Source organism: Burkholderia cepacia complex sp. TUM26381 (genome assembly GCF_057439935.1).
Genome location: NZ_CM172007.1, coordinates 410,039 through 435,098 on the forward strand (window position 1 = coordinate 410,039; position 25,060 = coordinate 435,098).

The following is a 25,060-nucleotide window of genomic DNA, read 5'->3' on the forward strand; positions in this document are numbered from 1 at the left end:
AGGCGAAGAGGCGAAGATTTGGTCAGCCGCAGCCGCAGCCGCAGCCACAGCCACAGCCACAGCCACAGCCGCAGCCGCAGCCGCAGCCACAGCCACAGCCACAGCCACAGCAGGCGACCGGCTCCACCGGCCACCCGCCGCAACCAAAATCAGGCCAGCGATCGGAACAGCCAGTAGAGTCCCGCCGCCAGCGCGATCGACGCCGGCAGCGTCAGCACCCACGCGAGGACGAGGCTGCGCACCGTGCTCCATTGCAACCCGGACCCGTTCGCCGCCATCGTGCCCGCGACGCCCGACGACAGCACGTGGGTCGTCGAGACGGGCAGCCCGTACATGTCGGCCGCGCCGATCGTCAGCATCGCGACGAGTTCGGCCGATGCGCCCTGTCCGTACGTCAGATGCTGCTTGCCGATTTTCTCGCCGACGGTCACGACGATCCGCTTCCAGCCGACCATCGTGCCGAGTCCCAGCGCGATCGCAACGGCGACCTTCACCCACGTAGGAATGAACTTGGTCGCGTGGTCGAGCTGCGTGCGATAGTTGTCGATCGCGAGCTTGTCGTCGGCCGCAAACGCCGGCTGACCCGACTTCTCGATCAGGCGAATTGCTTCGGATACCAGATACATCGTGTTGCGCACGTTATCGACGTCGCGCTGCGGCACGGCCGCCATCGAGCCCGATGCGCCGACTGCCGTCGCGAGCGACGTGGACAGTTGCGCCACGGCCGGCAGCACGGCGGGCGTCAGTTCGCGACGCTGCACGTAGTGTTCGACGTCGGCGCGCGGGTTCGCGGACGGCGCGACGCCGTTCGTGTACTTCCCGAACGTCGCGGCCGCCTGGTTCGCGACGGCAACGAACGTCTGCGATTCGGCCGGGGTGACGGCCTTGTTCAAGGCATACGCGGTCGGCACCGTGCCGATCAGGATCAGCATGATGAGCCCCATCCCTTTCTGCCCGTCGTTCGAACCGTGCGCGAACGACACGCCCGTGCAGGTCAGGATCAGCAGGCAGCGAATCCAGAACGGCGGCGGTTGATCCTTCGGCGGCTCCTTGTACAGCGCCGGAATCCGCACGAGCGCCTTCAGCACGAGGAGCAGCAACGACGCGCACAGGAAGCCGACGATCGGCGAGAACAGCAGCGACTTGCCCACGCCGAGCGCCTGGCCCCAGTCGACGCCGCTCGTGCCGGACGGCCCGTGCATCAGCTGGTTCATCAGCCCGACGCCGATGATCGACCCGATCAGCGTATGCGAGCTCGATGACGGCAATCCGAAATACCAGGTTGCGAGGTTCCACACGATCGCGGCGATCAGCAGCGCGAACACCATCGCGAAGCCCGAGCCGCTGCCGACCTGCAGGATCAGCTCGACCGGCAGCAACTGCAGGATGCCGAATGCGACTGCGCCGCTCGAGACCATCACGCCGAGGAAGTTCCACATGCCCGACCAGATCACCGCGACGTTCGGCGTCAGCGAGTGCGTATAGATCACGGTGGCGACCGCGTTCGCGGTGTCGTGGAAGCCATTGACGAATTCGAAGCCGAGTGCGATCAGCAGCGCGGCGCCGAGCAGCAGGTAAGGGAACAGCTTTCCTTCGCGGACCGGTGACAGATCGTCGATCAGGTGCGTGGCGATATAGACGGCGCCGAGCACGAGCACCAGCAGGAAGACGGCATAGCCGACCTGCCTGGTGCGTTCGACGGAGCCCGGCGTGTTCGGTGCGGACGAAGCAGGTTGATTCATGACGGCATCTCGTAAGGGAACCGCGTCCGATCCTAGCTGCGGCTAGCCGTCAGTTTGATGACAGTCGGGAGGACGAACGGTGTGTCTTGCAGATGCGTAAGGTGATTGAAGGCATGCATTCGTGACGCGACGTACCGGCACGCATCGTTGCCCACATCGTGAGCGCAATGCGGGCCTACGCGTTGCCGTCCGCAATCAACGTCCATCCATCCGGCGATGCAACGAGCGTCGTGCAGGACAGCGGCGCGACGCCGATACGGGTTGCCGCCCTGGAATCCATCCGCAGCGCATGGGCGGCGGCCGCGCGAACGATCGGCGCATGCGTGATCGCGACGATGTCGCGGTCGTGTCGCAGCGCATTCAACCATGTGCCGACGCGGCGCATGGCTGCTTCGAACGATTCGCCGCCGTGCGGCGCCGCGGACGGGTCGCCGATCCACGTACCCAGTTCGTCCGGCAAGTCGCGTGCAAGGTCGTGCAAGCGCTTGCCGCGCCAGTTTCGGTAATCGATGTCGCGCAGCGCGTCGTCAGTTTCGGAGCGCAGACCGAGTGCGTCGGCGGTCTGCCGTGCACAGCGTGCAGGGCTGCACAGCGCGAGTGAGCCGGCGATGCTTGCCCACCGGTCGCGCAATGCAGCGGCTTCGGCGAGCCCGTGTGCATCGAGCGGATCGTCGTCGGGAAACGTGCCGGTGCGCATCGCCCGGGTCGATGCATGCGCGATCAGGTACAGCGTGGCAGGCAGGGTCATGTCGGGCTTCGTAGGATCCGGGCCGGGGGCAATCGTTCGCGAGCGGTCCCTTCATTCCGCGAACGTTCGCGCGTACAATTCGCCCGATACGAAACGCGGAAGCCGGTGCAATCCCGGCGCGGTCGCGCCACTGTAACCGGTGATCGATGATCCCGGAAGCCAGACCTGCCTTCGTACCCATCCAACATTTGCCGGGGCGCGATTCCCCTGAGGTGCATCCATGAGCGAAGCAGTGCTGAAGCCGGCAGTCGTGCCGGCACCCATCCCCGTCCGTGAACTGTTGCCCTGGGCCATATTCGTCGGCCTGATCCTGTTGCTCGCGCTTTATTTCGTCGGCGCGGAACAGGGCGCAACGTCGCTCGTGCCGGGCATGTACGTTCACGAATTCGTCCACGACGGCCGCCATCTGCTCGGCTTTCCCTGCCACTGACGCGGAGGTCAAGATGGTCGGAAAGCTGCTCATGCGCGGGATGCTCGCAGGCATCGCCGCGGGCCTCCTCACGTTCGGTTTCGCGAAAATCGTCGGCGAACCGCAAGTCGATCAGGCAATCTCCTTCGAAGAAAAAGCCGACGCTGCCAAAGGCGAGGCACCGGAGCCCGAACTGGTCAGCCGTCACACGCAGGCCGGCCTCGGCCTGCTGACGGGTGTCGTGACCTACGGCGCGGCATTCGGCGGGCTGTTCTCGCTGGTCTTCGCGTTTGCCTATGGGCGAGGCAGCCGCCTCCCCGCGCGACCGCTGGCCGCGTGGCTCGCGCTGGCGGCGTTCATCGCGCTCGTGATCGTGCCGAACCTCAAGTACCCGGCCAATCCGCCGTCGGTCGGCGATCCCGACACGATCGGCTATCGCACGGGCCTGTTTTTCCTGATGATCGCGATCTCGGTCGCGACGATGGTGTTCTCGGTCAGCGTGCGCCGCCATTTGCTGGCAAAGCTCGGCCAGTGGAACGCGTCGATCGTCGCCGGGCTCGTGTTTGTCGCGATCATCGCGGCCGTGCAGATCGGGCTGCCGTCGGTCAGCGAGTTACCGGCCGATTTCCCGGCGGCCGTGCTGTGGAAGTTCCGCGTTGCGGCTATCGGCATGCAGGTGATCATGTGGACGACGATCGGGCTGCTGTTCGGCGCGTGGGTCGAGCGCAGCGAACGCATCGGCCTGCGCGCCGCCTGACGCGCAGCGCAACCGGGCGCGCCTAGCGCAGCATGCGCGGCGCGCTCCACGTCGATTCGCGCGCCAGCGCGACGAACGCGGCCAGATAGTCGATCGAGGCGTCCGCTTCGCGGATGCCGAGGAAGATCTGCTTCGCGATTCCCTTCTTGCCGAGCTTGACCGGCACGACCGGCATCCGGTCCGCGTACTCGTGGGCCAGCCATCTCGGCAGCGCGGCCACGCCGCGTTCGCTCGCCACCATTTGCAACATGATGTCGGTCGTCTCGATCGACTTGTGCCGCCGAGGCACGATGCCGGCCGGCGTCAGGAACTGGTTGTAGATGTCGAGCCGGTCGGTTTCGACCGGGTACGTGATCAGGATCTCGTCGGTCAGTTGCTCGGGCGTCACGTAGTCGGCGTTCGCGAACCGGTGCGAGTCGGCGACCACCAGCACCTGCTCGTAGTCGAACACGGAATCGAAGCGCAGGCCCGGCTTGTTCAGCGGATCGGGCGTCACGAGCACGTCGATGTCATAGCCGAACAGCGCGCCGATACCGCCGAACTGGAAGCGTTGCTTCACGTCCACGTCGACGTCGGGCCAGCGCGACAGGTACGGCGACACGACCTTCAGCAGCCACTGGTAGCACGGGTGGCACTCCATCCCGATGCGCAGCGTGCCGCGCTCGCCCTTCGCGTACTGCTTCATCCGCTCCTCGGCAAGCTCGAACTGCGGCAGCAGCCGGTTCGCCAGTTTCAGCAGATATTGGCCGCCCTGTGTGAGCCGCAGGCCACGGCCTTCGCGGTCCCAGATCGGCGTGCCGAGCTGCTGCTCGATTTTCCGGACGGTATGGCTGAGCGCCGATTGCGTGAGGTGCAGCGCATTGGCGGCCGCGGTCAGTGAGCCCTGGCGCTCGACTTCACGAATGACGACGAGATGGAATCGTTCCAGCATGGATTTTGCCTGCGCAACGAATGCATGAGAAATTTTAATGGATGAATGAAATAATGCCATTTTATTTCATGGTTTGAAATCCCTATGATGACTGCCGGATCTTCAATTTTTCTCTGGACGGCAGCTTCATGGTTACGACACACAACCTCGGTTTTCCGCGCATCGGCGCGAAGCGCGAACTCAAGTTCGGTCTCGAGCGCTACTGGAAGGGCGAGTCGTCGCGCGACGCGCTGAAGGCGCTCGGCACCGAGCTGCGTCAGCGCCACTGGCACGACCAGCGCGATCTCGATCTCGCGCCGATCGGCGACTTCGCGTTCTACGACCAGGTGCTCGACATGAGCTTCACGCTCGGTAACCTGCCGAAGCGCGTGCAGGACTTCCACGGCGATGCGCTCGACAACTATTTCCGCGTCGCGCGCGGCCGCTCGGCGCAGTCGGCGGAAGAACACGCCGCATGCTGCGGCGGTGTCGCGGCCGGTGAAATGACGAAGTGGTTCGACACGAACTATCACTACATCGTGCCGGAGTTCCACGCGGACACGAACTTCTCGCTCGACCCGTCGCGCCTGCTGCAGCAACTGGCCGAGGCAAACGCGCAGGGCGTGAACGCGAAGCCGGTGATCCTCGGCCCCGTCACATACCTGTGGCTCGGCAAGGCGAAGGACGAATCCGATCGGCTCGCGCTGCTGCCGAAGCTGCTGCCCGTGTACGGCGCGCTGCTCGACACGCTGACCGCGCAGGGCGTCGAATGGGTGCAGATCGACGAGCCGATTCTCGTGGCCGAGCTCGATGCCGAATGGCGCCAGGCGTTCCGTACCGCGTATGCCGCGCTGGAAACGCGCCGCATCAAGGTGTTGCTCGCCACCTACTTCGGCCAGCTTCAGGACAACTTGACGCTCGCTGCCTCGTTGCCGGTCGACGGCCTGCATGTCGACGCGATCAACGCACGCGACGAAATCGACGCACTGGTACGTGAACTGCCGCCCGAGCGCGTGCTGTCGGTGGGCGCGATCAACGGCCGCAACATCTGGAAGACGGACCTGAACGCGACGCTCGACTGGCTCGAACCGCTCGCTCAGCAGCTCGGCGATCGCCTGTGGCTCGCGCCGTCGTGCTCGCTGCTGCACGTGCCGGTCGATCTCGCGAGCGAGGAGAAGCTCGATGCGGAAATCCGCTCGTGGCTTGCGTTCGCGCTGCAGAAACTCGACGAACTGACGGTGCTCGCGACCGCGCTGAACGAAGGCCGCGACAAGGTGGCCGATTCGCTCGCCGCGAATGCCGCCGCGATCGATTCGCGCCGCCGCTCGCCGCGCGTGAACAACCCGGCGGTGAAGGCCGCGATTGCGCGCATCGACGCGCAGCTCGGCAACCGCGTGAGCCCGTACACGCAACGTGCGTCGAAGCAGTCGGCACGACTGAACCTGCCGGCCTTCCCGACGACGACGATCGGTTCGTTCCCGCAGACCGCCGAAATCCGCCAGGCGCGCAGCCAGTTCAAGGCCGGCGCGCTGGACGAGGCCGGCTACCGCACGGCGATGCAGGCCGAGATCGAACGCAGCGTCCGCGAGCAGGAAGCGCTCGAACTCGACGTGCTCGTGCACGGCGAAGCCGAGCGCAACGACATGGTCGAATACTTCGGCGAGCAGCTCGACGGCTACGCATTCAGCCAGTTCGGCTGGGTGCAGTCGTACGGTTCGCGCTGCGTGAAGCCGCCGATCCTGTTCGGCGACATCAGCCGCCCGAAGGCCATGACGGTCGAATGGATCGCGTACGCGCAGTCGCTGACGACCAAGCCGATGAAGGGCATGCTGACCGGCCCCGTGACGATCCTGAACTGGTCGTTCGTGCGCGACGACCAGCCGCGCTCGGTGTCGTGCTACCAGCTCGCGCTCGCGATCCGCGAGGAAGTGCTCGATCTCGAGAAGGCGGGCGTGCGCGTGATCCAGATCGACGAGGCCGCGCTGCGCGAAGGGTTGCCGCTGCGCCGCGTGCAATGGGGCGAGTACCTGAAGTGGGCGGTCGAGTCGTTCCGCATCACCGCGAACGGCGTGCAGGACGAGACGCAGATCCACACGCACATGTGCTATTCGGAGTTCAACGACATCATCGTGTCGATCGCGGACATGGATGCGGACGTGATCACGATCGAGACGTCGCGTTCGGACATGGAGTTGCTCGACGCGTTCGACAACTTCAAGTATCCGAACGAAATCGGGCCGGGCGTGTACGACATCCATTCTCCGAACATCCCGACGCAGGCGCACATCGTCGGCCTGATGAAGAAGGCGGCCGAACGGATTCCGGCGGAACGCCTGTGGGTGAATCCGGATTGCGGCCTGAAGACGCGCCAGTGGGCGGAAGTGATTCCGGCGCTGACGAACATGGTCGCTGCGGCGAAGACATTGCGCAGCCAGGTGCAATAACCTGACGCACGTTGTGCGCCGCCGTCGCGATCGAAAATCGGACGGCAAAAAAACGGCCCGCAGAAGCGGGCCGTTTTGCGTCACGCGTGCACGTGCGTTACGCGGTGCGTGCGGCGCGCGGCAGCGCGTCGTCCTGCTTGCGGGGCGCGCCGACATCGTCGATGCTGACGCGGCGCGAGATCAGCCACACGCACAGCGATGACAGCACGGCCGCACTCATGTACTGGATCGCGAGCGGCCACCATTGCGGCGCGGTGTTCTGCGCGATGATGGTCGCCACCAGCGGCGTGAGGCCGCCGGCGAGCGCGCCGCACACCTGGTATGCGATCGAGATCGCCGTATAGCGGATGCGTGCGACGAAGATGCCGCTCACGAAACCCGCGACGACCGAGTAGTAACCCGATTCCGCGAGCGTCGCGAGGCCGACGCCGACCGTGATCGACACGGGCGTGCCCATGTGCACGAGCGGCAGCATCAGGAACGGGACGATCGCGGCCCATGCGCCGGTGATCAGCAGCACGCGCGTGGTGCCGAAGCGCTGCGCGAGGAACGCGGCCGCGAGTTGCACGACGAACTGCAACACGGCGACGATCGTCATGCAATGCAGCACCATCGACCGGTCGAGCGACAGGAACTGCGTCGCATAGCTGATCATGAAGATGTTGCTGAAATACACGCCGGCGATGCCGTACACGTTCGCGCCGATCGCGAGCAGCAGCAGCGGCCAGTACTTGAGCGCTTCGCGCAGCGGCTTTTGCGCGATGTTGCCGCTCTTCCGGACTTCCTCGAACTCGGGCGACTCGGACACGCTCGCACGGATCACGAAGCCAACGATCAGCAGTACGGAACTTGCGAGGAACGGCACGCGCCAGCCCCAGCTCATCATGTCGTCCTTCGACAGCGTGCTGATCGCGCCGAACGCGAGCATCGACAGGATCAGGCCGCTCGCGCTGCCGAGCTGCGCGAACGACGCGAAGAACGTGCGCTTGCCTTCCGGTGCATGCTCGCCGGCGAGCAGCACCGCGCCGCCCCATTCGCCGCCGACCGCGATACCTTGCAGCACGCGCATCAGCACGAGCAGGATCGGTGCGATCACGCCGGCTTGCGCATGGGTCGGCAGCAGGCCGATCGCGACGGTCGACACGGCCATCAGCATCAGCGTCGCAAGCAGCGAACGCTTGCGGCCGAAGCGGTCGCCGAGATAGCCGAACATCACGCCGCCGAGCGGCCGCGCGAAGAAACCGACCGCGAACGAACCGAACGACGCGAGCAGGCTGATGAAGCGGTTTTCGCCGGGAAACTTACCCGGCTGTTCGGAGGATGTCATGCCTTTAAGCTGCTTTGTCATTCATTGCAAGGATGGCGGCCGTCAACATCTGTCAGGCCTGCGTCTCGCTCTTCGGTGCATAAGAGGCGTGATCTGAGTGTAAAGGAGAGTGGCCTGATTGCGCCTGAAAGCATCTTGCTAGATTTATCAGCCAGATTCTCGTATCTGCTTCTTTATTTGTAATAAAAATTTAATTAAGGCAGTGATTTGTGTGGATCGAATCTGAAAGATTCGGATGATTGCATTGTCGTTTAATCTTTCTTTGGCGCGGCTGCCGCGTAGGGCGTAGCCCATAGCGGCAGCCGCGGTCCGTCACGCAGACGTATGAGCAACCGAAGGCATTCCTTGCGTGTGCGTATCGTAGCGCTCAGGCCATCTCGCAATTCTCATCCGGGTGTTTACCCGGGTAAGAGAAACTGTAAAGAAAAACTTTGGATCCGGCCATCTAGCAAGTCTCAAGCGATGTCACATCTGTAAATTGTTTTGCGTAGCACCGGCGCTATACTGCGGGTCTTTGCGTTACTAAGGTGCCTGAGCTCATTAAATGGTGCCGGATGAGGGTATCGTGGAATCGAGATATTTCATTCAAACTATTTCGCATGCGACAGGGGAAAAATCGCCCATGCTTTTTGAGCGTGCGACAGGCTTGCCAGATACCCTCGCGAACGAATGGAAACTGGAGCGTAGGGCCGTGACGCATTCACATATGACATTGCGGCAGGAGCTACTTGCGATTGCATTGTTCTACGACTTTGCCGCCGAACATCGCATCGATTCCCGTGCAACCTTTGCGAGCGGCAAAGGTTTGTCATCCGTAATGATTGCAATGTTGCAGGAAGCGTGTTGGATCAATCGAAACCGCGTGACGATCTCAGGCGGATCCGAAACCGCTGTCACAGACAGATTGCACACGTTCCGAATCGACACCATTCGAAAATTTTGCATTTGGCTCCTCAATCGCGAGTTGGAGTGTTGCGACGTCCGTAAACCCGCGTCTTCACGACGAACGGCGCTCGTGATCTATCACGCGGCGCGTCATGAAAAGCAAATGCGTGCTTTTTCGACGGAATCACCTCGTCGTCGTAGTCTGAATGATGAGCAGGTTGCATGCTTATTGGACGTCACTGCTCCACAATCTGAGTGTAATCCGTTTCAAAGGCGATTTCGCCTGAGGAACTATCTAATTATTCTGATTCTCTTTCATTTTGGATTGCGGCGTAGCGAATTGTTGCTGCTGATGACGGCAGATGTGGATTATCGAGCAAGGAACCCGTGTATTGCCGTTCGGCGCTTACCCGATTCAAATATCGATCGCCGTGACGATGTTGCAGTGAAGACGCGCGAGCGACGGATGCCTTTGAGTGACAGTGTCGCTTATCTGATTAGAATATATATTCGCACGGAAAGGGCTCGACTACCTCGTGCGACTAAAACGCCGTTTCTTTTTTTGGGGGCTGACGGGACGCCACTCGGCACAGACGGTTTCCAGAACATCTTTAAAGTGTTGAGAAGTCGAGCGCCGATGCTTGCGGGACTGTCGGGGCATTTGCTGCGGCATACTTGGGCAGACGGTATGCGAGCACGGGCGGAGCAGTGCGTCAAAGACGGGACAATTACACGGGAACTCGCCGGCCTCACGATCAATTTTCTTGGTGGTTGGACCCCACAGTCTTCCATGAGTGTTCGATACAGCCAGGCTTGGATCGAAAGTCTTGCCAATGATTTTCATCTGGACATCATGGCCAAGAACGAACAACGCCTGCGTGAAGTGGTTGCCGCTGCTTCCGTACTCGGGAGCGGAACATCATGAAGACGCTTGCAGCGCTACTTCTGGAACTGGAAATTCCGTCTCTACCAATACGGATCCGAAGCCAACGGCATGGGATAGATGTCGACACATCGGGAGAAATATGGTTAATAGACCAGAAGCGACTTGATTGGCGCGACGTGAATCGGGTTCATCCTTTGCTCCTGTATCTCCTAAAGTTATTCTTTGCGGAACTTGTCGCGAAAATGCTAGCAGACACTGTTCACAAGAATTTTAGAAGAATTGTCTCCGTCTGTGGCGCCGAAGTTTGTTTTGATCGATGGGAGGAGGTGGATCACGACAGACTTGCCAACGTGTTGGAGGTCTCAATCATGCGTGCGCTCAGGGAAAAGAGCAAATCTTTGGCAAGGCAGATACGTACGGCGTTTGTCAGATTTTACGAATTCATTGAGCAATTCGACGTGCCATTTTATCGGAATGAATTCCATGCGCGTCTCGTAAACATATACTTTAAATCCGATGTCACGCACAGAAGTGTGATGACGCTCGATCCAGAGAAAGGTCCGCTGTCTCGCCTCGATGAATACACGCTAATTGCGAAACTTGCCTTAGAGGGAAAGAAAGTTCGAGACGCCGCAATTTTGTCGATACTACATGCGTGGGGATTGAGGCCGCGCCAAGTTAGTCTGCTCAATATTGATGATCTAATCGTAACAACCAATGGTGATTGCAAGTTATATACATTGCGTGTGCTGCGCGTAAAACAGCATGTAGGAAAAATCGGTGAGGATTTTAGACTGCGCAAATTGACAACAGAAGTCGGTGAGCGATTGCATGCGATTCAGCTTCAGCGTATCGACGAGATTCGTCTAGGGAGGGAAAGGCAGTCGCCGATGTTTGTGGCTCGCCACGTATCAGGTTCTGCCAGTCAGAGACTCACTGCAGGCGGTATCGGTGCAATAGTAAAAAGCTTTGTCGAAACGCGAGCAATTATTTCTCCAACGACGGGAAAAAAATTGAACCTGAATCCTCGGCGACTACGGGAGACATTTGGGACCCGCTGCGCGGAAATGAAGGGGATGACAAAGGAACTGCTCGCGGAAATGCTCGATCATAGTTCCACTCGATCTCTAGACGTTTATTTTGATTTCCGGGAGTCGATCGCCAATGAGATCGGTTCACTTGTAAGTGCCCGTAAAGGTTACGGAACTTTGAGGGACGTAACGGAGCGATTCACGGGATTAAAGGGTTCAGAAGGTGCGCCGTTGCGTACAGAGCTTCCCATACGGTTTCTATCCGATCTTGCCGACGCAAGTGATCCGCGATCGGTGAGCCAGCGCTTCGTCCCCCCGGAACTGGCCGATGCAAACTTGCAAACGATCCCGTCACTGGGTGCCTGTGGCGGAAAATTTCGATGTGGGATTGCACCACTCGCGACCTGTTATGGATGTAGCGACTTCGAACCTTGGATTGAGGCAGATCACGAACTAATAGCACGATGGTTCGGGGAGTTGTGCGAGAACGCGAAACTTAGCGGTGCGCGGGACGACGCAGAGGAGTTTGGATTGCTTCAGAGAAAGGCGGAATACGTTGCGTCTCGTGCCAGAGAACTCCGCGAATCCAAACAAGATTGATCATGCCCAGTGAGAAGAACCAAAAGCGAGGTAATCGAAACTCAGTTGATGAGTGGATTGCGGCGAGGCGTCGGCTATTCGAGCAGGATATCGAAGAAGCGTGCGGTATAAAGTGGGGTGACAAGTTTTGGAGGTTGGACGCGTTAAGGCGGCGCAAGAATATCTGCGACACGAAACTTGATGTCAACGTCGAGGCGATTTCGATATATCTGAACTCCTCTATTGGGAGCGGGGTAGTGGGTAGTCGAGTTGACTCTTTTCTCGAATTTGAAAAAGCACTCATTTTGGAAAAGGCGATCTCTAGGAACTGGGACGTTTCCCAGGTGACGCTAGATGGGATCGTTACGACCATGGGATTTCTGGTTAGGGCTACGGTTGGAATACCCGCTAGGCATCCCGCAGATCTGATGGGGCGTCATTTTGATGAGGCGCAACGGTTGCTTATGGAGGCGATTCGTAGGCGAGATACATATATTGAGAAAAATAACTTGCCATCGAATGCAAGAGTGGGCCGAGTGGATGAGTTTGGAAATCTATATATTTCCGAGGGAAATGCTTACAAATGCACACGAGTTTTGATTGAAATTTCAAAGATATTATGCAATTTGACGGGCGGTCGGCGAATTATTTTTACGCCGCTTATCATTTGGGATGAAAGGAGACACAATGGGCGCGGACTCGAAAGGCGGCGCGATCGCGATGCGCTCTATCCAGATATCGAGGCGATATACTTCCTTGCTGATTTGGCGCAAAATGCAGAGAAATTGCTGCCAATGGATCGACTTTACCTCCGATTGATTGAGTTGACATTGGTGGCGGATAAACGGATTAGTGAGGTGCTGGCTCTGCCGTACGACCCAGTCGTGGAAAAAGATGGGATCCTTGGATTGAGGTATGAGCCTAGAAAAGGCGCTGCGCCATACGTAACATGGATTCCACAGGAGTTGGTGCCAACGCATCAAATGCGGCGTCTTGCCACGGAGTCTGATTCAGCGTGGACCGCAGCGCGCACCATGTTTTTGCGTGCTATTAAAGACATACAAGCGATCACGGAAAGATCAAGGTTATTCGCGAAAAAGCTCGAGGCTGCCATGGGAACTGATGAACTTCCATTGCTTCCTCCAAAAAATGACTGGCCGTTTATTGTTGATGATTATGAAATTACTGGATTGATTCCGGGTACGGAAATCTCGGAATATTATACAAGGGCTGAGCTTGAATCTTTGGGGGTTAATGTATTTAATTGGGGTGAAAGGCTTCGAAGTATCCGGGTAAAGTTTGAGCGCCGAGTCTGTGGCAATGGTATTCCGTATATAAGTCGAGGAAAATATTGCTGTCTTTCGAGTAATGATCGCGATAGAGAGTGGGAGCGATTCATTGTGTCGCGAGCAAGTGCTCGTCCCGAGAAGCTTCTGTCGCTTAGGGAATTTGCTCGATTGTTTTGCGAGAAAAGCTCGTCGAATGAAGCGGGGCGAGTTCGACGTTGGTGGTTTGAGTATCATCGATTACTGCATGGCGAGAAATTCAATATCAATCCTGGGGCGGTAGTAGGGATGTTCTCAAAGATGGCGTCTCAGACTATTCTTGTGCATAAAAATGATTTAAAGAATTTTCTCATTGATGAATATCGTATGAGGCGAGTAGTTCGGCGTGGAGACAGTGAATCGGAGATGCTTCCGCTTAGTGACGCGCTATTCTGTATTGATGATGGATTGTGGCGACCTGGAAAGCAAAATGCGCCATTCGTCCGGCCGTTGATGTCCCATTCCGTAAGAGGTTGGTTGCTCGGCACGAAAAGCCGTGCTTCAGTATTTTCTCGTTACGGGCGCAGTGATCTAGTTCCTGTTGCGCCGCATATGTTGCGACGCTTTAATACTACGGAGTTGCGCCTTGCTGGTGTTAGTAGTATTTATATTGCTCGTCAAGCAGGTCGTTCGATTCGTCATGTTGATGACTACGACTATATTGACGATTCAACTCTTATTGATATCGGACGCAATAAATTATGCGGCGATATGATGCCTGAACTTAAGTACGTTGCTGATTTGCGTGCCGATCTTGAGGGGCACTCGATTCCATTTCAGACGATTTCGGACTTCGTGAAAGGTCAATTGTCGGGAAGAAGTGCCACGGAATTCGGCTCATGTAGTCATGAGCACAGCATTGGTGCGTGTCCTTCATTTAAGGCGTGTTATATGGGGTGCGGTGAGTTTTGGGTGAAGAAAGGTGATATGCGGGAGATGGCCCGCCACAGAGCGGACTATCTGCAGACGCGGCGAGCGCTTGAAGTCGCGCGATCTCAGCTCGGCGAGGCTTTTTACAGCGCTCACTACGTTGTGCAATATGGTGCTCAATTAGCAACGTTGCGTCGGATTTTGGACGTGCACGCTGATCGCTCGATCCCGGACGGGACAATGTACAAGCCGATGCCGCAGAAACGTGTGCCGACTGCGGAAAGTTTGCGTGCGTTGTTCGACGATGACGAGTCGCTACGCCAACTTCTTGAGACAGTGGATCAATTGCTCGCGGTGGAGGATGCGAATGGGGGCAAAGCGGCTTGATAGGAAGTTGATCGTACAGATCGAGCGTTGGCTTTCGGAATGGGGTACTGGGCAGTATGGTCCTAAGCTAACGTGGGAAAAGCTTGCCATCTATACCGGTTTTAGTAGGCAATCGCTTTGTGCCAATGCAAGGATCGTCAAGGCATTTCACGACGCTAAGGTCGCAATCCAACGCGGTGCATTTGGAACAACCTCAAGGATGCCCGCGGATGATCGACTAGACGGACGTATTGCGGACCTGCGCCAGCGTATCGCTGAACTGGAGCGCCAGGCGGAGAACTGGTCGGCGCTGTGGGAACGTTGGCGCTACAATGCTCGCCAGCAAGGTTGGGATACGTCTTTGCTTGACCGTGAATTGCCAAAGCCAATTCATCGGCGGCGACCGCGACATTGAATTGCATTGGTGGGATTGGACCTGACAGTAGTCGGTCCGAGACTAAGGAGTACTCAATGGGAATGAGTCGTGTTGCTTGCGATGCTCAGTTCTCGTCCTTGTCTACGCCGTAGCGGTACTTGCGAAGCGCCAGATCCTCGTCGGCGCGCTGCCGCTCGTGCTCAATCTGGCGTTGCAAGCCCACGGTCAGCCACTCTGCAAAGGCTCGGATATGCTCGTTTGTTGATGTCCACGCAGAACTGACCCACCTGAGGCAGTAATTTTCATCGAATTTTGACCCACGTGATTGAATGCCCTGCTCAATCTTTGAGCAGGGGATACAGAGGTGATCACGGTGGGCATATTGGCCAAGATCAGGCGGATGTATTTCCGCGAGAAGGTCCCGCTGCGCGAGATTGCTAGGCGCACGGGCCTGTCCCGGAACACGGTGCGCAGCTGGCTTCGGCAAACGGATGCCGTTGAGCCGAAGTACCCGAAGCGCGTCAGCCCGAGCGTCGTCGACGAGTGGGCCGCGCAGCTGACGGGCTGGCTGCGGGCGGACAGCCATCGCCCGAAGCGTGACCGGCGCACGGCGCGGTTCATGTTCGAGGCCATCCGCGGCGAGGGCTACGCCGGCAGCTACGGCCGCGTCAGCGCCTTCGTGAGACGCTGGCACGAGGAGCAGGCTGAAGCCCCGCGCAGGAAGGCCTATGTACCGTTGGCCTTCGAACCCGGCGAAGCATTCCAGTTTGACTGGAGCTGCGAATACGCCTTCATCGGCGGGTTGCGGCGACGCCTGGAGGTCGCCCACGTCAAGCTCAATGCCAGCCGGGCGTTCTGGCTGGTCGCCTATCCGACCCAGAGTCACGAGATGCTGTTCGATGCGCACGCCCGCGCATTCGCCGCGTTTGGCGGCGTTCCGCGCCGCGGCATCTACGACAACATGAAGACCGCCGTGGACAAGGTCGGCCGCGGCAAGGAGCGCGCGGTCAACGCCCGCTTCGAGGCAATGTGCGGCCATTACCTGTTCGAGCCGGAATTCTGCAACCGTGCCGCCGGCTGGGAGAAGGGCATCGTTGAGAAGAACGTGCAGGACCGGCGCCGCCAGATCTGGCACGAGGCCGCGCTACGACGCTGGGAAACGCTGGAGCTTCTGAACGAATGGGTCGCGGGCCAGTGTCGTCAGGCCTGGCAGATGCGGCACCCGCAGTGGCCCGAGCTGACGGTCGAGGACGTGCTGCAGGACGAGCGCACCAGGCTGATGCCCAATCCACGCCCGTTCGACGGCTATGTCGAGCAGACGCTGCGGGTGTCGTCGACCAGCCTCATCCACTTCCAGCGCAACCGCTACAGCGTGCCCACCGAGTACACGAACCAGCTGGTGAGCGTGCGCTGCTATCCGGCATATCTCAGCGTCGTCGCCGACGCCCAGGAGATCGCACGCCACGAACGCAGCTTCGAGCGGCACATGACCTTCTACGACTGGCGCCATTACATCACGCTGGTCGAACGCAAACCCGGCGCGTTGCGCAACGGTGCTCCGTTCGTCACGATGCCACAGCCGCTGCAGCAGTTGCAGCGGCACCTACTGAAGCACCCGGGAGGTGATCGCATCATGACGCAGGTGCTCGCCGCGGTGCGCGAACACGGACTCGATGCCGTGCTGCTTGCTGTGCAGGCAGCGCTGGACTCGGGACGCCCTAGTGGGGAGCACGTTCTGAACGTGCTGAGCCGGTTGAAGGCACCCACCACGAGCACCAACCTCGCGACGACGAAACTCCAGCTTACCGAAGAGCCGGCCGCCGACGTGAGCCGCTACGAAACCCTGCGTGCCAACCCACCGGAGGACCGTCATGTCTAACGACATCGCCGCCCAGCTCAAGGGGCTCAAACTGCATGGCATGGCGAGCACCTGGCCAGAGTTGCTGGCGCAGTCGCGTCACACGGAGTTCGACCCGGAGCGCTTCATGAAGCAGTTGCTGATGGCTGAGACGGCGGAGCGACAGGTGCGCTCGATCGCCTATCAGATGACCGCCGCTCGCTTCCCAGCTCACCGCGACCTGAAGGGCTTCGACTTCGCGCAGGCGCACGTCGACGAAGCGCTGGTTCGAGAACTCAGTGACCTGTCGTTCCTCGCAAGCGCACACAACGTCGTGTTCATCGGTGGCCCCGGCACTGGCAAAACGCACCTCGCCTCAGCGATCGGAATTGAGGCCGTGCAGCGCCATGGCAAGCGCGTGCGCTACTTCTCGACCGTCGAGCTGACCAACGCACTGGAGCAGGAGAAGTCCATCGGCAAACAAGGCCAGATCGCCCATAAGCTAATGTACGTCGACCTGGTGATCCTCGACGAACTGGGCTACCTGCCGTTCAGCCAGACCGGTGGCGCATTGCTGTTCCACTTGCTCTCGAAGCTGTATGAACACACGAGTGTCGCGATCACCACCAACCTCAGCTTCGGTGAGTGGGCGACCGTGTTCGGGGACGCAAAGATGACGACGGCGCTGCTGGACCGCGTCACCCATCACTGCCACATCGTCGAAACGGGCAATGAATCCTGGCGCTTCAAGTCCAGTTCTGCCAAGGCGAAGGCAACCAGAAAAAGAGCAGCAAAAGCAGCAGGCAGTGAGGAGTTATCCACACCGGAATAGATGTACTACGCTGTCTCGGGGTGGGTCAGATTTAGATGAAAACGGTGGGTCAAGATTCGGTGGAAATCAACAGCGGCCGTTCAGTGAGCCGGGAAGCCCGCCGTTGGAACGGCTGCATTACTCCGGAACCTGACGGACGAGCTAGGCGCGCAATTCGGCCTTTGCTGACACTCGTGTATCGGCCTCCGTGAGGCAGTTAGCGGGCGCTTTGCCGACGTTCACTCCGCCATAGCCAAACAGCCTTATTTAGTGAGGCTTCAGCGCGCGTTCAAGATGCGGCTGAAGTTCATCAAGGTATGCGTCCACGTCCGCATCCTGTTTCGCCTGGGGTGCCTTCTGCGCAACGGTGGCCAGAGGCCAGTTGATCATCGTTGCCGACTTCATGATCGCGTCAAGCAGCGTCGGCAGCGCAATCCCCGGATACCGGCGCTCTAGCTGCCCGGTACGCACGGCATAGCGCACAAGGATCGGTGCGACGGATCCGGTGGCCATGAGGTCCATCGGATCTTCAACTGCGCCTAACTGCTCGAAAGACATAGCGCGGACTTCATCAAGCTCAAGTTGCTTCATGGGTTCCCCCTGTGGTGTTTTGTTTCACTTCATCGTCTTCAAACGTGCCGTGGATGTCTTCGGCGTCGATCGGAACCGGTGTCAAGACATTTATTCGGGTTGCCTCGTCTCTGAATTTCTTTCGCACCAAAGACACCATAATAAGGCAAATAGACGACGCTCCAGACCTGCTGGCCCATCAACTTACCCTTGTTTTATGCCTCGCGAGATCGTTCGGTCTTCATGGCGCCCCCTACAGGAATGACGAGAATCCGATTGTGATGCCGTCCTTGGACGTCCGCCCACTGGCGAAGCCGCGAGGCTCGCAACCGGCCATCAACGGCCATGGCTCACTGGTCTAACTGGACGTCAGAAAGGCCGCAATCACACAATGGACATTCGCGGCGGCAGTGACCTCTGAAGGCTGTGATCTACCAAACGTGAACAATCAGCCCTTCAGTTCCGGAAACTCCGATGCCGGTAATGACTTATTTCCGCGCTGTCGGTACGTCAAAAATCTATCCATAATGGTCCATGCGCGGCGAGTAACCTCAGATGTTACGTTGCCAGGAATATGGATGGGTTTCCCATGGCGCACGTCTTTCGAATTGTCTGTAATCATTTTCAGGTATGCCTCATCCAAATGAAGCACATTTCGCATCGTTTCCCATGCCTGCGATTCTTTCACCCCTTGGGGAGCCAATAAATGTTTGATTGTCTCGACAGCTCGAGCGCAGTTTACCGGTGAGTGATGCGGGATGGTGATTGCAACAATCAAATCGTTAATGGCTCGAAATAGCGGAGGGGTTTGAAGGACTATTCCGAGCACATCATTGAATCCGCTCGCCAAACTGAATGAGGTACATAGTGCCGGGAGGCTCGGGTCTTGCGGCAATATCGCGGACGGGGTGCCGCATTTATCGAAGAAGGTGTCGAGAACGACCGAAAGCCCATATCCCATCGAAAAAGACACGAGATCAACTGACGCCCGAGCGAGATCTAGTGCTCGCATGTAGACGTGCACGAAATCTGCCGGCTCGTACTTGTTTAGCTCGCATACGACCAGAACCTCCGACCCTTCAATTTCAAACGAGAAGTCAGTGACTAAGTGGCGCTCCGGCACCTCCCAATGAACTTTGGGTACGCCATGGATTGCCACCTGAACCACAGATGGGAAAACTCTTCCTCGAAATCGAACCGTTGTCATAACTCACCCTGATGTCGATCTGGCGTGCTGACGATAGTTATTTGAACATATGTGGAACTACGATCAAATGGCAATTGAAATTTGCGGATTCAACCTGTCGATGCAACCTAGCAGCAAGGAGTGTTGCCATGAAACAGAGACGGCGGATCTACTATACAGACAGCCAGAAGGCGTTAATGTGGGAACGCTCCCGCTCAGGTAAGCGCCCGAACAGTACTGTAGTGCAGGTTGTTGACGACGCAGATTCGCGGCGCTATCGAATGGGGCGACGTGAGCCGTAGTTGGCGGCGCGGCGTCGCGTTCCAAGGTAGCAGTTCGTCGATGAGGTTGGTCGGGTGGTCGGCGATGTGGTCGAGCTCGTAGGCGTGGTACGCCTCGGGATCGAGGCTGTTCAAGCGCGCCGCGCTGATCAGGCTATACATCGTGGCCGCGAGTTCGCTGCCAGTGTCGGTGCCAACGAACAAGTAATTGTTGCTTTTTATTGGGTTCAAGAGCGTGACAAAAAAGAGCCGTCAGCATGCGCCAATGCTTGTGAGGTGCCACGAGCTGTTATGGTGGCAATGTTGACAAATAATTCCCACGGGTAACGGGAAAGAACAGCGGCCCGAACACGATGGCGGCGGCGGTCGCGTAGCTATAGAAGTCGTACCACTCGATCGTGGTGCCGACGAACGAAGCGAGCGCCGCCCGCTTCGGTTGCTTGACGGAAGTCCCCATCTTGATGTGTGCTCCTCTGGAATCCTTTGATTTGGAATAGTGTGGGTGCCGGGATCAGTCGCGGTACGCGACGCCCGGCAGCACGCACAGCAACTCGTACGCGAGGTTCGCGCCGAGCAGCGCCGTGGTGCCGAACGGATCGTACGGCGGCGCGACTTCGACGAGATCGCAGCCGACGATGTTCAACCCCTTCGCGCCGCGGATGATCTCGAGCGCCTGCGGCACCGTGAGGCCCGCGATTTCCGGCGTGCCGGTGCCCGGTGCGTAGGCCGGATCGATGCCGTCGATGTCGAAGCTGATGTAGACGGGCGTGTCGCCGACGCGTGCGCGCACTTCTTCCATCAGCGGCGCCAGCGACTTGTTCCAGCATTCCTCGGCCTGGACGACGCGGAAGCCCTGCTCGCGGCACCAGTCGAAATCCTCGGCGGCGTAGCCGGTGCCGCGCAGGCCGATCTGCGTGACCTTGTCGCCGTGCAGCAGGCCTTCCTCGACCGCGCGGCGGAACGGCGTGCCGTGCGCGATCTTTTCGCCCATCATCGTGTCGTTCACGTCGGCGTGTGCATCGACGTGGATCAATGCAACCTTGCCGTGCTTGCGGTGGATCGCGCGCAGGATCGGCAACGCGATCGTATGGTCGCCGCCGAGCGTGATCGGCTTGCAGTCATGCTCGAGGATCGCGTCGTACGCGGCTTCGATGCGCGAGATCGAATCGTGCAGGTTGTACGGGTTGATCGCGACGTCGCCGATGTCGGCGATCTGCAGCGAATCGAACGGCGCGGCGCGCGTGGCCATGTTGTACGGGCGCAGCAGCACGGATTCCGTGCGGATCTGGCGCGGGCCGAAGCGTGCGCCGGTGCGGTTGGACGTGCCGAGATCGAACGGCACGCCGACGAAGCAGGCGTCGAGGCCTTCGGCGCTCGCCACGTGCGGCAGGCGCATCATCGTCGCGATGCCGCCGCAGCGCGGCATTTCATTGCCGCCGAGCGGCTGGAAATGGGGGTGGTCGTTCATGGGCTGTCTCTTCCGATGTGGGGTTGCCGTATCATGCGACGCGGCTTGGCGCACAGTTTTACGCGCTCCGTCGGGAAAGAAGAATGCGAAGATATCGACGTAAACATCGATTTTCATCGATGTATGGAAGGGGATGAACGTGCTGGGGAATCTGTCGACCCTCGATCTGCGGTTGATCCGCGTGTTTCTCGCGGTCACGGACGCGGGCGGTGTATCGGCCGCGCAGGCCGTGCTGAACGTCGGGCAGTCGACGATCAGCGCGCAGCTGTCGTCGCTGGAGACGCGGCTTGGCTACCGGCTGTGCGAGCGCGGCCGCAGCGGCTTCCGGCTTACGCCGAAGGGCGAACGGTTCCATGCGATGAGCCGCAAACTGCTCGCGGCGCTCGACGAATTCGGGATGGCCGCGCGGCATATGGACCGCCAACTGGTCGGCACGTTGAATATCGGCCTGATCGGCCATACGCCGGTGAGCCAGAATGCGCGGATCGCCGAGGCGATCGCCGCGTTCCGCACGCGCGACGAAGCCGTGCGCTTCTCGATTTCGGTGCGCGCGCCGGGCGATCTGGAGGAGAAGCTGCTGAGCGACGAAATCCAGATCGCGGTCGGCTACTTCTGGCACCGCGTGCCGTCGCTGCATTACACGCCGCTGTTCATCGAGCGCCAGGTCGCGTACTGCGGGCGCGGCCATCCGCTGTTCGACGGCGCCGGCATGCTGACGCCGGCCGACGTCGCGGGCTTCGAATGGGCGTGGCGCTCGTATCCGCTGCCGGAGGCGCAGCTGTCGACGACGCCCGACCGCGTGACCGCGACGGCCGACAACATGGAAGCCGTCGCGCTGCTGATCCTGTCCGGCCACCACCTCGGCTACCTGCCGCAGCACTTCGCGGCGCCGTACGTCGCGCAGGGATTGCTCGCGCCGCTCAACCCGGACGAACTGCGCTACGACGTGACGTTCCACATGGTCGTCGCGCGCAACGGGCGCGGGAATCCGCTGGTGGAAGCGTTTCTCGAGGATCTCGAGCGCGCGCACCAGTCACCCGACGTCGCCTGACGCCGGCACGGCCGGCAAAGTGAACAAGCGTTACGCGCTGGCGCGGCTTGCCGGCCCGCCGCACCTCACGGCACCGGCAAGCCCGCGTCGTGCTTCACCTCGCGCAGCGACAGCGCCGATTCGATCGACGTCACGCCCGGCAGCATCCGCAGCGAGTCGCGCAGGAACGTGCCGTAGTCGTCGAGGTCGCGCGCGACCACCTGCAGCAGGTAGTCGGCCGTGCCGGCGACGTTGTGGCACGCGAGGATCCGCTCGATGCCGAGCACTTCCCGTTCGAACCGGTCGGCGACCTTGCGGTCGTGCGTCGCGAACCGCACGAGCACGAACGCGACGACGCCGAAGCCGAGCGCCTGCCGCGACAGTTGCGCGCGGTAGCGTTCGATGTAGCCGTCGCTTTCGAGCCGCTTGAGGCGCCGCGCGCAAGGCGTCTCGGACAGGCCGACGGATTCGGCGAGCCGCGCGATCGGCAGGCGGCCGTCGCGCTGCACCGCAGCGAGGATTGCGCGGTCGGTTTTGTCGAGCTCGGTCATGTTGGCGGAATCCTTGTTTCAATTCCGTGATTGTGGCGGATTCCCCTACGGATCGCCAATCCAGAGCCAAAGATGGCCAATAATCCCTCCTCCTTCAGCGGCAACATATCGTCATTGAAGGACGGGGGCAGACCATGATTTCCACGCATTTGCTGTTGATTTATCTCGCCGCGCTGGCGGCCATCTATGCGGTGCCGGGGCCTGACATGGCGCTCGTGCTGCAGACCAGCATCGGCCGTGGCGTGCGGCCGGGCATGGCGGCGGCGGCCGGGCTGTCGCTCGCGCGCACCGCGCACGTGACGTTGTCGGCCTGCGGTGTCGCGGCGCTGATCCGCAGCGCGCCGTGGCTGTACGAGGTGATCCGCTACGGCGGCGCGCTCTATCTCGCGTATGTCGCGATCCAGGTGTTCCGCTCGCCGGTGTTCGCGCTCGGCGACAGCGACGCGGCGGCAACGGCCGGCGAGTTGCGCCAGTCGTTCGTGAAGGGGTTGCTGACGAACCTGCTGAACCCGAAGGCGCTGCTGTTCTGCTCGGTGCTGCTGCCGCAGTTCGTGCGGCCCGAGGCAGGGCCGGTCGTCTGGCAGATGTTCGAGCTCGGCGCGCTGCTGGTCGCGGCCGGCGTGTGCTTCGACCTCGCGTGCGTGTTCGGCGCGTCGCGCATCGCGGCGTGGATGCGCGCGCATCCGCTCGCACAGACCGTGCAGCGCTGGACGTTTTCGGCGGCGCTGATCGGGTTCGCGCTGCGCCTTTCAATGGACTGAACGCGGTCGCCGTACCGTTGCCGCGCCGGTCTGCAGCCGCGCGGCAACGAGGCGCCGGTCGCCGCAGGCCGTGTGCAATGCCGGCCTTCACGCGCATCCCTTGCTGCAGAAGGGCGTGCGCGCAAATCGTCTGACTGTTCTAAACTTCCCTTAACTTCGCGCAATCGCGAACCGACTGACCGAACGGAACCGACTTCCGCCGGCTATGTCCGATTTCCTGGCTGTTCCGTGCAACGCGGTACCAAGGAGGGTCTGAACATGGCAAGGCATCTTCACGCCGACCGTGAACCCCGAATCGTCGCCGAGTCCAAGTGCCTCGGCCCGTGCGATCCGGCAGAACGCATCCACGTCACGATCATGTTGCGGCGGCAGGAAGAAGGGCAACTCGATACGTTGGTCCACCAGCTCGCCACAGGCGACACACAGGCGAAACCGCTGTCGCGCGAAGCGTTCGCGCAGCGTTTCTCCGCCAATCCCGACGACATCCGCAAGACCGAGGACTTCGCGCGCCATCACCAGCTCGCGGTCGATCGCGTCGATCCGGTCGAGAGCGTCGTCGTGCTGTCGGGCACGATCAAGCAGTTCGAGGCCGCATTCGGCGTCACGCTCGAGCGTTTCGAGCATCGGTCGATCGGCCAGTATCGCGGCCGCTCGGGCCCGATCGCGCTACCCGACGATCTCGGCGACGCCGTCACGGCCGTGCTCGGCCTCGACAGCCGCCCGCAGGCGCGGCCGCATTTCCGGCTGCGTCCGCCATTCCGGCCCGCGCGCGGCGGCGCGGCAGGCGTCACGTTCACACCGGTCCAGCTGGCGTCGCTGTACGGCTTTCCGGCCGGCGACGGCGCCGGCCAATGCATCGCGATCGTCGAACTCGGCGGCGGCTATCGCGCGGCCGATATCCAGCAGTATTTCCACGGGCTCGGGATCACGACGCCGCCGACGCTCGTCGACGTGAACGTCGGCACCGGTCGCAACACGCCGACCGGCGACCCGAACGGCCCGGACGGCGAAGTCGCGCTCGACATCGAGATCGCCGGTGCGATCGCGCCGGCCGCGAAGATCGCCGTCTACTTCGCGTCGAACAGCGACGCGGGCTTCATCCAGGCCGTCAATGCGGCCGTCAGCGACACGACCGACAAGCCGTCGGTGATCTCGATCAGCTGGGGCGGCCCGGAAGCGACGTGGCAGGCGCAGTCGGCGCAGGCGTTCAACCGCGTGCTGCAGGCGGCCGCCGCGCAGGGCATCACCGTATGCGCGGCGTCGGGCGACAGCGGGTCGGGCGACGGGCTGCAGGACGGCGCCGATCACGTCGACTTCCCCGCGTCGAGCCCGTACGTGCTCGGCTGCGGCGGCACGCAGCTCGACGCGCTGCCGGGGCAGGGCATCCGCAGCGAGGTCACGTGGAACGACGAGGCGGCCGGCGGCGGCGCGGGCGGCGGCGGTGTCAGCACGCTGTTCGACGTGCCGGCGTGGCAGCAGGGGCTCGCGGTCACGCTCGCCGACGGCAGCCGCACGCCGCTTGCGAAACGCGGCGTACCCGATGTGGCCGGCGATGCGTCGCCGCAGACGGGCTACGAGGTATCGGTCGCCGGCACGGCTACCGTGATGGGCGGCACGAGCGCGGTTGCGCCGCTGTGGGCCGCGCTGATCGCGCGGATCAATGCGGCGGCCGGCGCATCGGCCGGTTGGGTCAATCCGGTGCTGTACAAGAATCCGGGCGCGTTGCGCGACATCACGAAAGGATCGAACGGCACCTATGCGGCTGCGTCGGGCTGGGACGCGTGCACGGGTCTCGGCAGCCCGAACGGCGCGCAGCTCGCCACGATCCTCGCGCGCAAGCCGTCGAGCTGACGCGCGGACATACGCCTTTCCGTTCGACGCGGGTGTCCTGCCCGCGTCTTTTTTCACCT

The 25,060-nt window shown here is 60.7% G+C and carries 19 protein-coding genes, 3 pseudogenes and 1 riboswitch; of the genes and pseudogenes, 12 read left to right on the forward strand and 10 right to left on the reverse strand.

Annotation, left to right across the window (positions count from 1 at the left end; genetic code table 11):
- Window positions 1-149: 149 nt before the first annotated feature.
- Together ACWMMN_RS18700 and ACWMMN_RS18705 are read right to left on the reverse strand one after the other, a co-directional pair.
- The gene (locus tag ACWMMN_RS18700; RefSeq protein ID WP_340625669.1) at window positions 150-1,742 is read right to left on the reverse strand and encodes an inorganic phosphate transporter; all 1,593 of its coding nucleotides are present in this window, start codon (window positions 1,740-1,742) and stop codon (window positions 150-152) included.
- Window positions 1,743-1,917: 175 nt separating this feature from the next.
- Window positions 1,918-2,490, reverse strand: a complete 573-nt coding sequence (locus ACWMMN_RS18705) for a histidine phosphatase family protein (RefSeq protein ID WP_486423765.1) — start codon at window positions 2,488-2,490, stop codon at window positions 1,918-1,920.
- A 49-nt stretch (window positions 2,491-2,539) separates the two neighbouring features.
- A riboswitch (cobalamin riboswitch) is annotated at window positions 2,540-2,677 on the forward strand.
- Window positions 2,678-2,710: 33 nt separating this feature from the next.
- Between ACWMMN_RS18705 and ACWMMN_RS18710 the strand changes: the two genes are divergently transcribed.
- Together ACWMMN_RS18710 and ACWMMN_RS18715 are read left to right on the forward strand one after the other, a co-directional pair.
- Window positions 2,711-2,920, forward strand: coding sequence for a CbtB domain-containing protein (locus ACWMMN_RS18710; protein WP_059238899.1), 210 nt, complete (start codon window positions 2,711-2,713; stop codon window positions 2,918-2,920).
- Window positions 2,921-2,933: 13 nt separating this feature from the next.
- The gene (locus ACWMMN_RS18715; RefSeq protein ID WP_059238901.1) at window positions 2,934-3,656 is read left to right on the forward strand and encodes a CbtA family protein; all 723 of its coding nucleotides are present in this window, start codon (window positions 2,934-2,936) and stop codon (window positions 3,654-3,656) included.
- A gap of 22 nt (window positions 3,657-3,678) precedes the next feature.
- Here the strand turns inward: ACWMMN_RS18715 and ACWMMN_RS18720 are convergent, their stop codons facing one another.
- On the reverse strand, window positions 3,679-4,587 hold the full coding sequence (locus ACWMMN_RS18720) for a LysR family transcriptional regulator (protein ID WP_059238904.1): 909 nt from the start codon (window positions 4,585-4,587) through the stop codon (window positions 3,679-3,681).
- 128 nt (window positions 4,588-4,715) lie between these two features.
- Here ACWMMN_RS18720 and metE point away from each other — a divergent pair, with 128 nt between their 5' ends.
- Window positions 4,716-7,010 (forward strand): 5-methyltetrahydropteroyltriglutamate--homocysteine S-methyltransferase, encoded by a 2,295-nt coding sequence (metE, locus tag ACWMMN_RS18725; RefSeq protein WP_059238906.1) that lies wholly within the window; start codon window positions 4,716-4,718, stop codon window positions 7,008-7,010.
- 97 nt (window positions 7,011-7,107) lie between these two features.
- Here metE and ACWMMN_RS18730 read toward each other — a convergent pair.
- Window positions 7,108-8,310 (reverse strand): annotated as a pseudogene (locus ACWMMN_RS18730) (MFS transporter); the annotation flags it as partial.
- A gap of 571 nt (window positions 8,311-8,881) precedes the next feature.
- Here ACWMMN_RS18730 and ACWMMN_RS18735 point away from each other — a divergent pair.
- The 6 genes from ACWMMN_RS18735 to istB all read left to right on the forward strand — a co-directional run bounded on the left by ACWMMN_RS18735 (window position 8,882) and on the right by istB (window position 17,324).
- Complete coding sequence (locus tag ACWMMN_RS18735; RefSeq protein ID WP_486423766.1) at window positions 8,882-10,147, forward strand: tyrosine-type recombinase/integrase; 1,266 nt, start codon at window positions 8,882-8,884, stop codon at window positions 10,145-10,147.
- Window positions 10,144-11,739, forward strand: a complete 1,596-nt coding sequence (locus ACWMMN_RS18740; protein ID WP_486423767.1) for a site-specific integrase — start codon at window positions 10,144-10,146, stop codon at window positions 11,737-11,739. The genes ACWMMN_RS18735 and ACWMMN_RS18740 overlap by 4 nt, the downstream gene beginning before the upstream one ends.
- Before the next feature lie 2 nt (window positions 11,740-11,741).
- The gene (locus ACWMMN_RS18745) at window positions 11,742-14,300 is read left to right on the forward strand and encodes a hypothetical protein (RefSeq protein WP_486423768.1); all 2,559 of its coding nucleotides are present in this window, start codon (window positions 11,742-11,744) and stop codon (window positions 14,298-14,300) included.
- A gap of 7 nt (window positions 14,301-14,307) precedes the next feature.
- Window positions 14,308-14,694 carry a hypothetical protein gene (locus ACWMMN_RS18750; RefSeq protein ID WP_486423769.1) on the forward strand — a complete coding sequence of 129 codons (387 nt, stop codon included), beginning with the start codon at window positions 14,308-14,310 and terminating at the stop codon, window positions 14,692-14,694.
- A gap of 361 nt (window positions 14,695-15,055) precedes the next feature.
- Window positions 15,056-16,534, forward strand: coding sequence for an IS21 family transposase (gene istA, locus ACWMMN_RS18755; RefSeq protein WP_233621336.1), 1,479 nt, complete (start codon window positions 15,056-15,058; stop codon window positions 16,532-16,534).
- Window positions 16,527-17,324: an IS21-like element helper ATPase IstB gene (gene istB / locus ACWMMN_RS18760; RefSeq protein WP_175223704.1), complete on the forward strand. Its 798-nt coding sequence runs from the start codon at window positions 16,527-16,529 to the stop codon at window positions 17,322-17,324. The genes istA and istB overlap by 8 nt, the downstream gene beginning before the upstream one ends.
- Window positions 17,325-17,570: 246 nt before the next feature.
- Here the strand turns inward: istB and ACWMMN_RS18765 are convergent, their stop codons facing one another.
- The 5 genes and pseudogenes from ACWMMN_RS18765 to speB form a co-directional block, all read right to left on the reverse strand.
- Window positions 17,571-17,894, reverse strand: a complete 324-nt coding sequence (locus ACWMMN_RS18765; protein WP_486423770.1) for a hypothetical protein — start codon at window positions 17,892-17,894, stop codon at window positions 17,571-17,573.
- Between the two features lie 427 nt (window positions 17,895-18,321).
- On the reverse strand, window positions 18,322-19,041 hold the full coding sequence (locus ACWMMN_RS18770; RefSeq protein ID WP_486423771.1) for a DUF8168 domain-containing protein: 720 nt from the start codon (window positions 19,039-19,041) through the stop codon (window positions 18,322-18,324).
- Window positions 19,042-19,341: 300 nt separating this feature from the next.
- Window positions 19,342-19,550, reverse strand: a pseudogene (locus ACWMMN_RS18775) (transposase domain-containing protein); the annotation flags it as partial.
- A 118-nt stretch (window positions 19,551-19,668) separates the two neighbouring features.
- Window positions 19,669-19,797, reverse strand: a pseudogene (locus tag ACWMMN_RS18780) (MFS transporter); the annotation flags it as partial.
- 54 nt (window positions 19,798-19,851) lie between these two features.
- Entirely contained in the window at window positions 19,852-20,808 is a 957-nt protein-coding gene (speB, locus tag ACWMMN_RS18785) for an agmatinase (protein ID WP_059238910.1), read from the reverse strand.
- A 139-nt stretch (window positions 20,809-20,947) separates the two neighbouring features.
- Between speB and ACWMMN_RS18790 the strand changes: the two genes are divergently transcribed.
- Window positions 20,948-21,859, forward strand: coding sequence for a LysR family transcriptional regulator (locus ACWMMN_RS18790; protein WP_059240900.1), 912 nt, complete (start codon window positions 20,948-20,950; stop codon window positions 21,857-21,859).
- 65 nt (window positions 21,860-21,924) lie between these two features.
- Here ACWMMN_RS18790 and ACWMMN_RS18795 read toward each other — a convergent pair whose 3' ends face one another.
- Window positions 21,925-22,389 (reverse strand): Lrp/AsnC family transcriptional regulator, encoded by a 465-nt coding sequence (locus tag ACWMMN_RS18795; RefSeq protein ID WP_059238912.1) that lies wholly within the window; start codon window positions 22,387-22,389, stop codon window positions 21,925-21,927.
- A 134-nt stretch (window positions 22,390-22,523) separates the two neighbouring features.
- On the opposite strand from ACWMMN_RS18795, the gene ACWMMN_RS18800 reads away from it, so the two are divergent.
- Entirely contained in the window at window positions 22,524-23,150 is a 627-nt protein-coding gene (locus ACWMMN_RS18800) for a LysE family translocator (protein ID WP_059238914.1), read from the forward strand.
- A 258-nt stretch (window positions 23,151-23,408) separates the two neighbouring features.
- Window positions 23,409-25,001: a S53 family peptidase gene (locus ACWMMN_RS18805; RefSeq protein ID WP_486423772.1), complete on the forward strand. Its 1,593-nt coding sequence runs from the start codon at window positions 23,409-23,411 to the stop codon at window positions 24,999-25,001.
- Window positions 25,002-25,060: the final 59 nt, after the last annotated feature.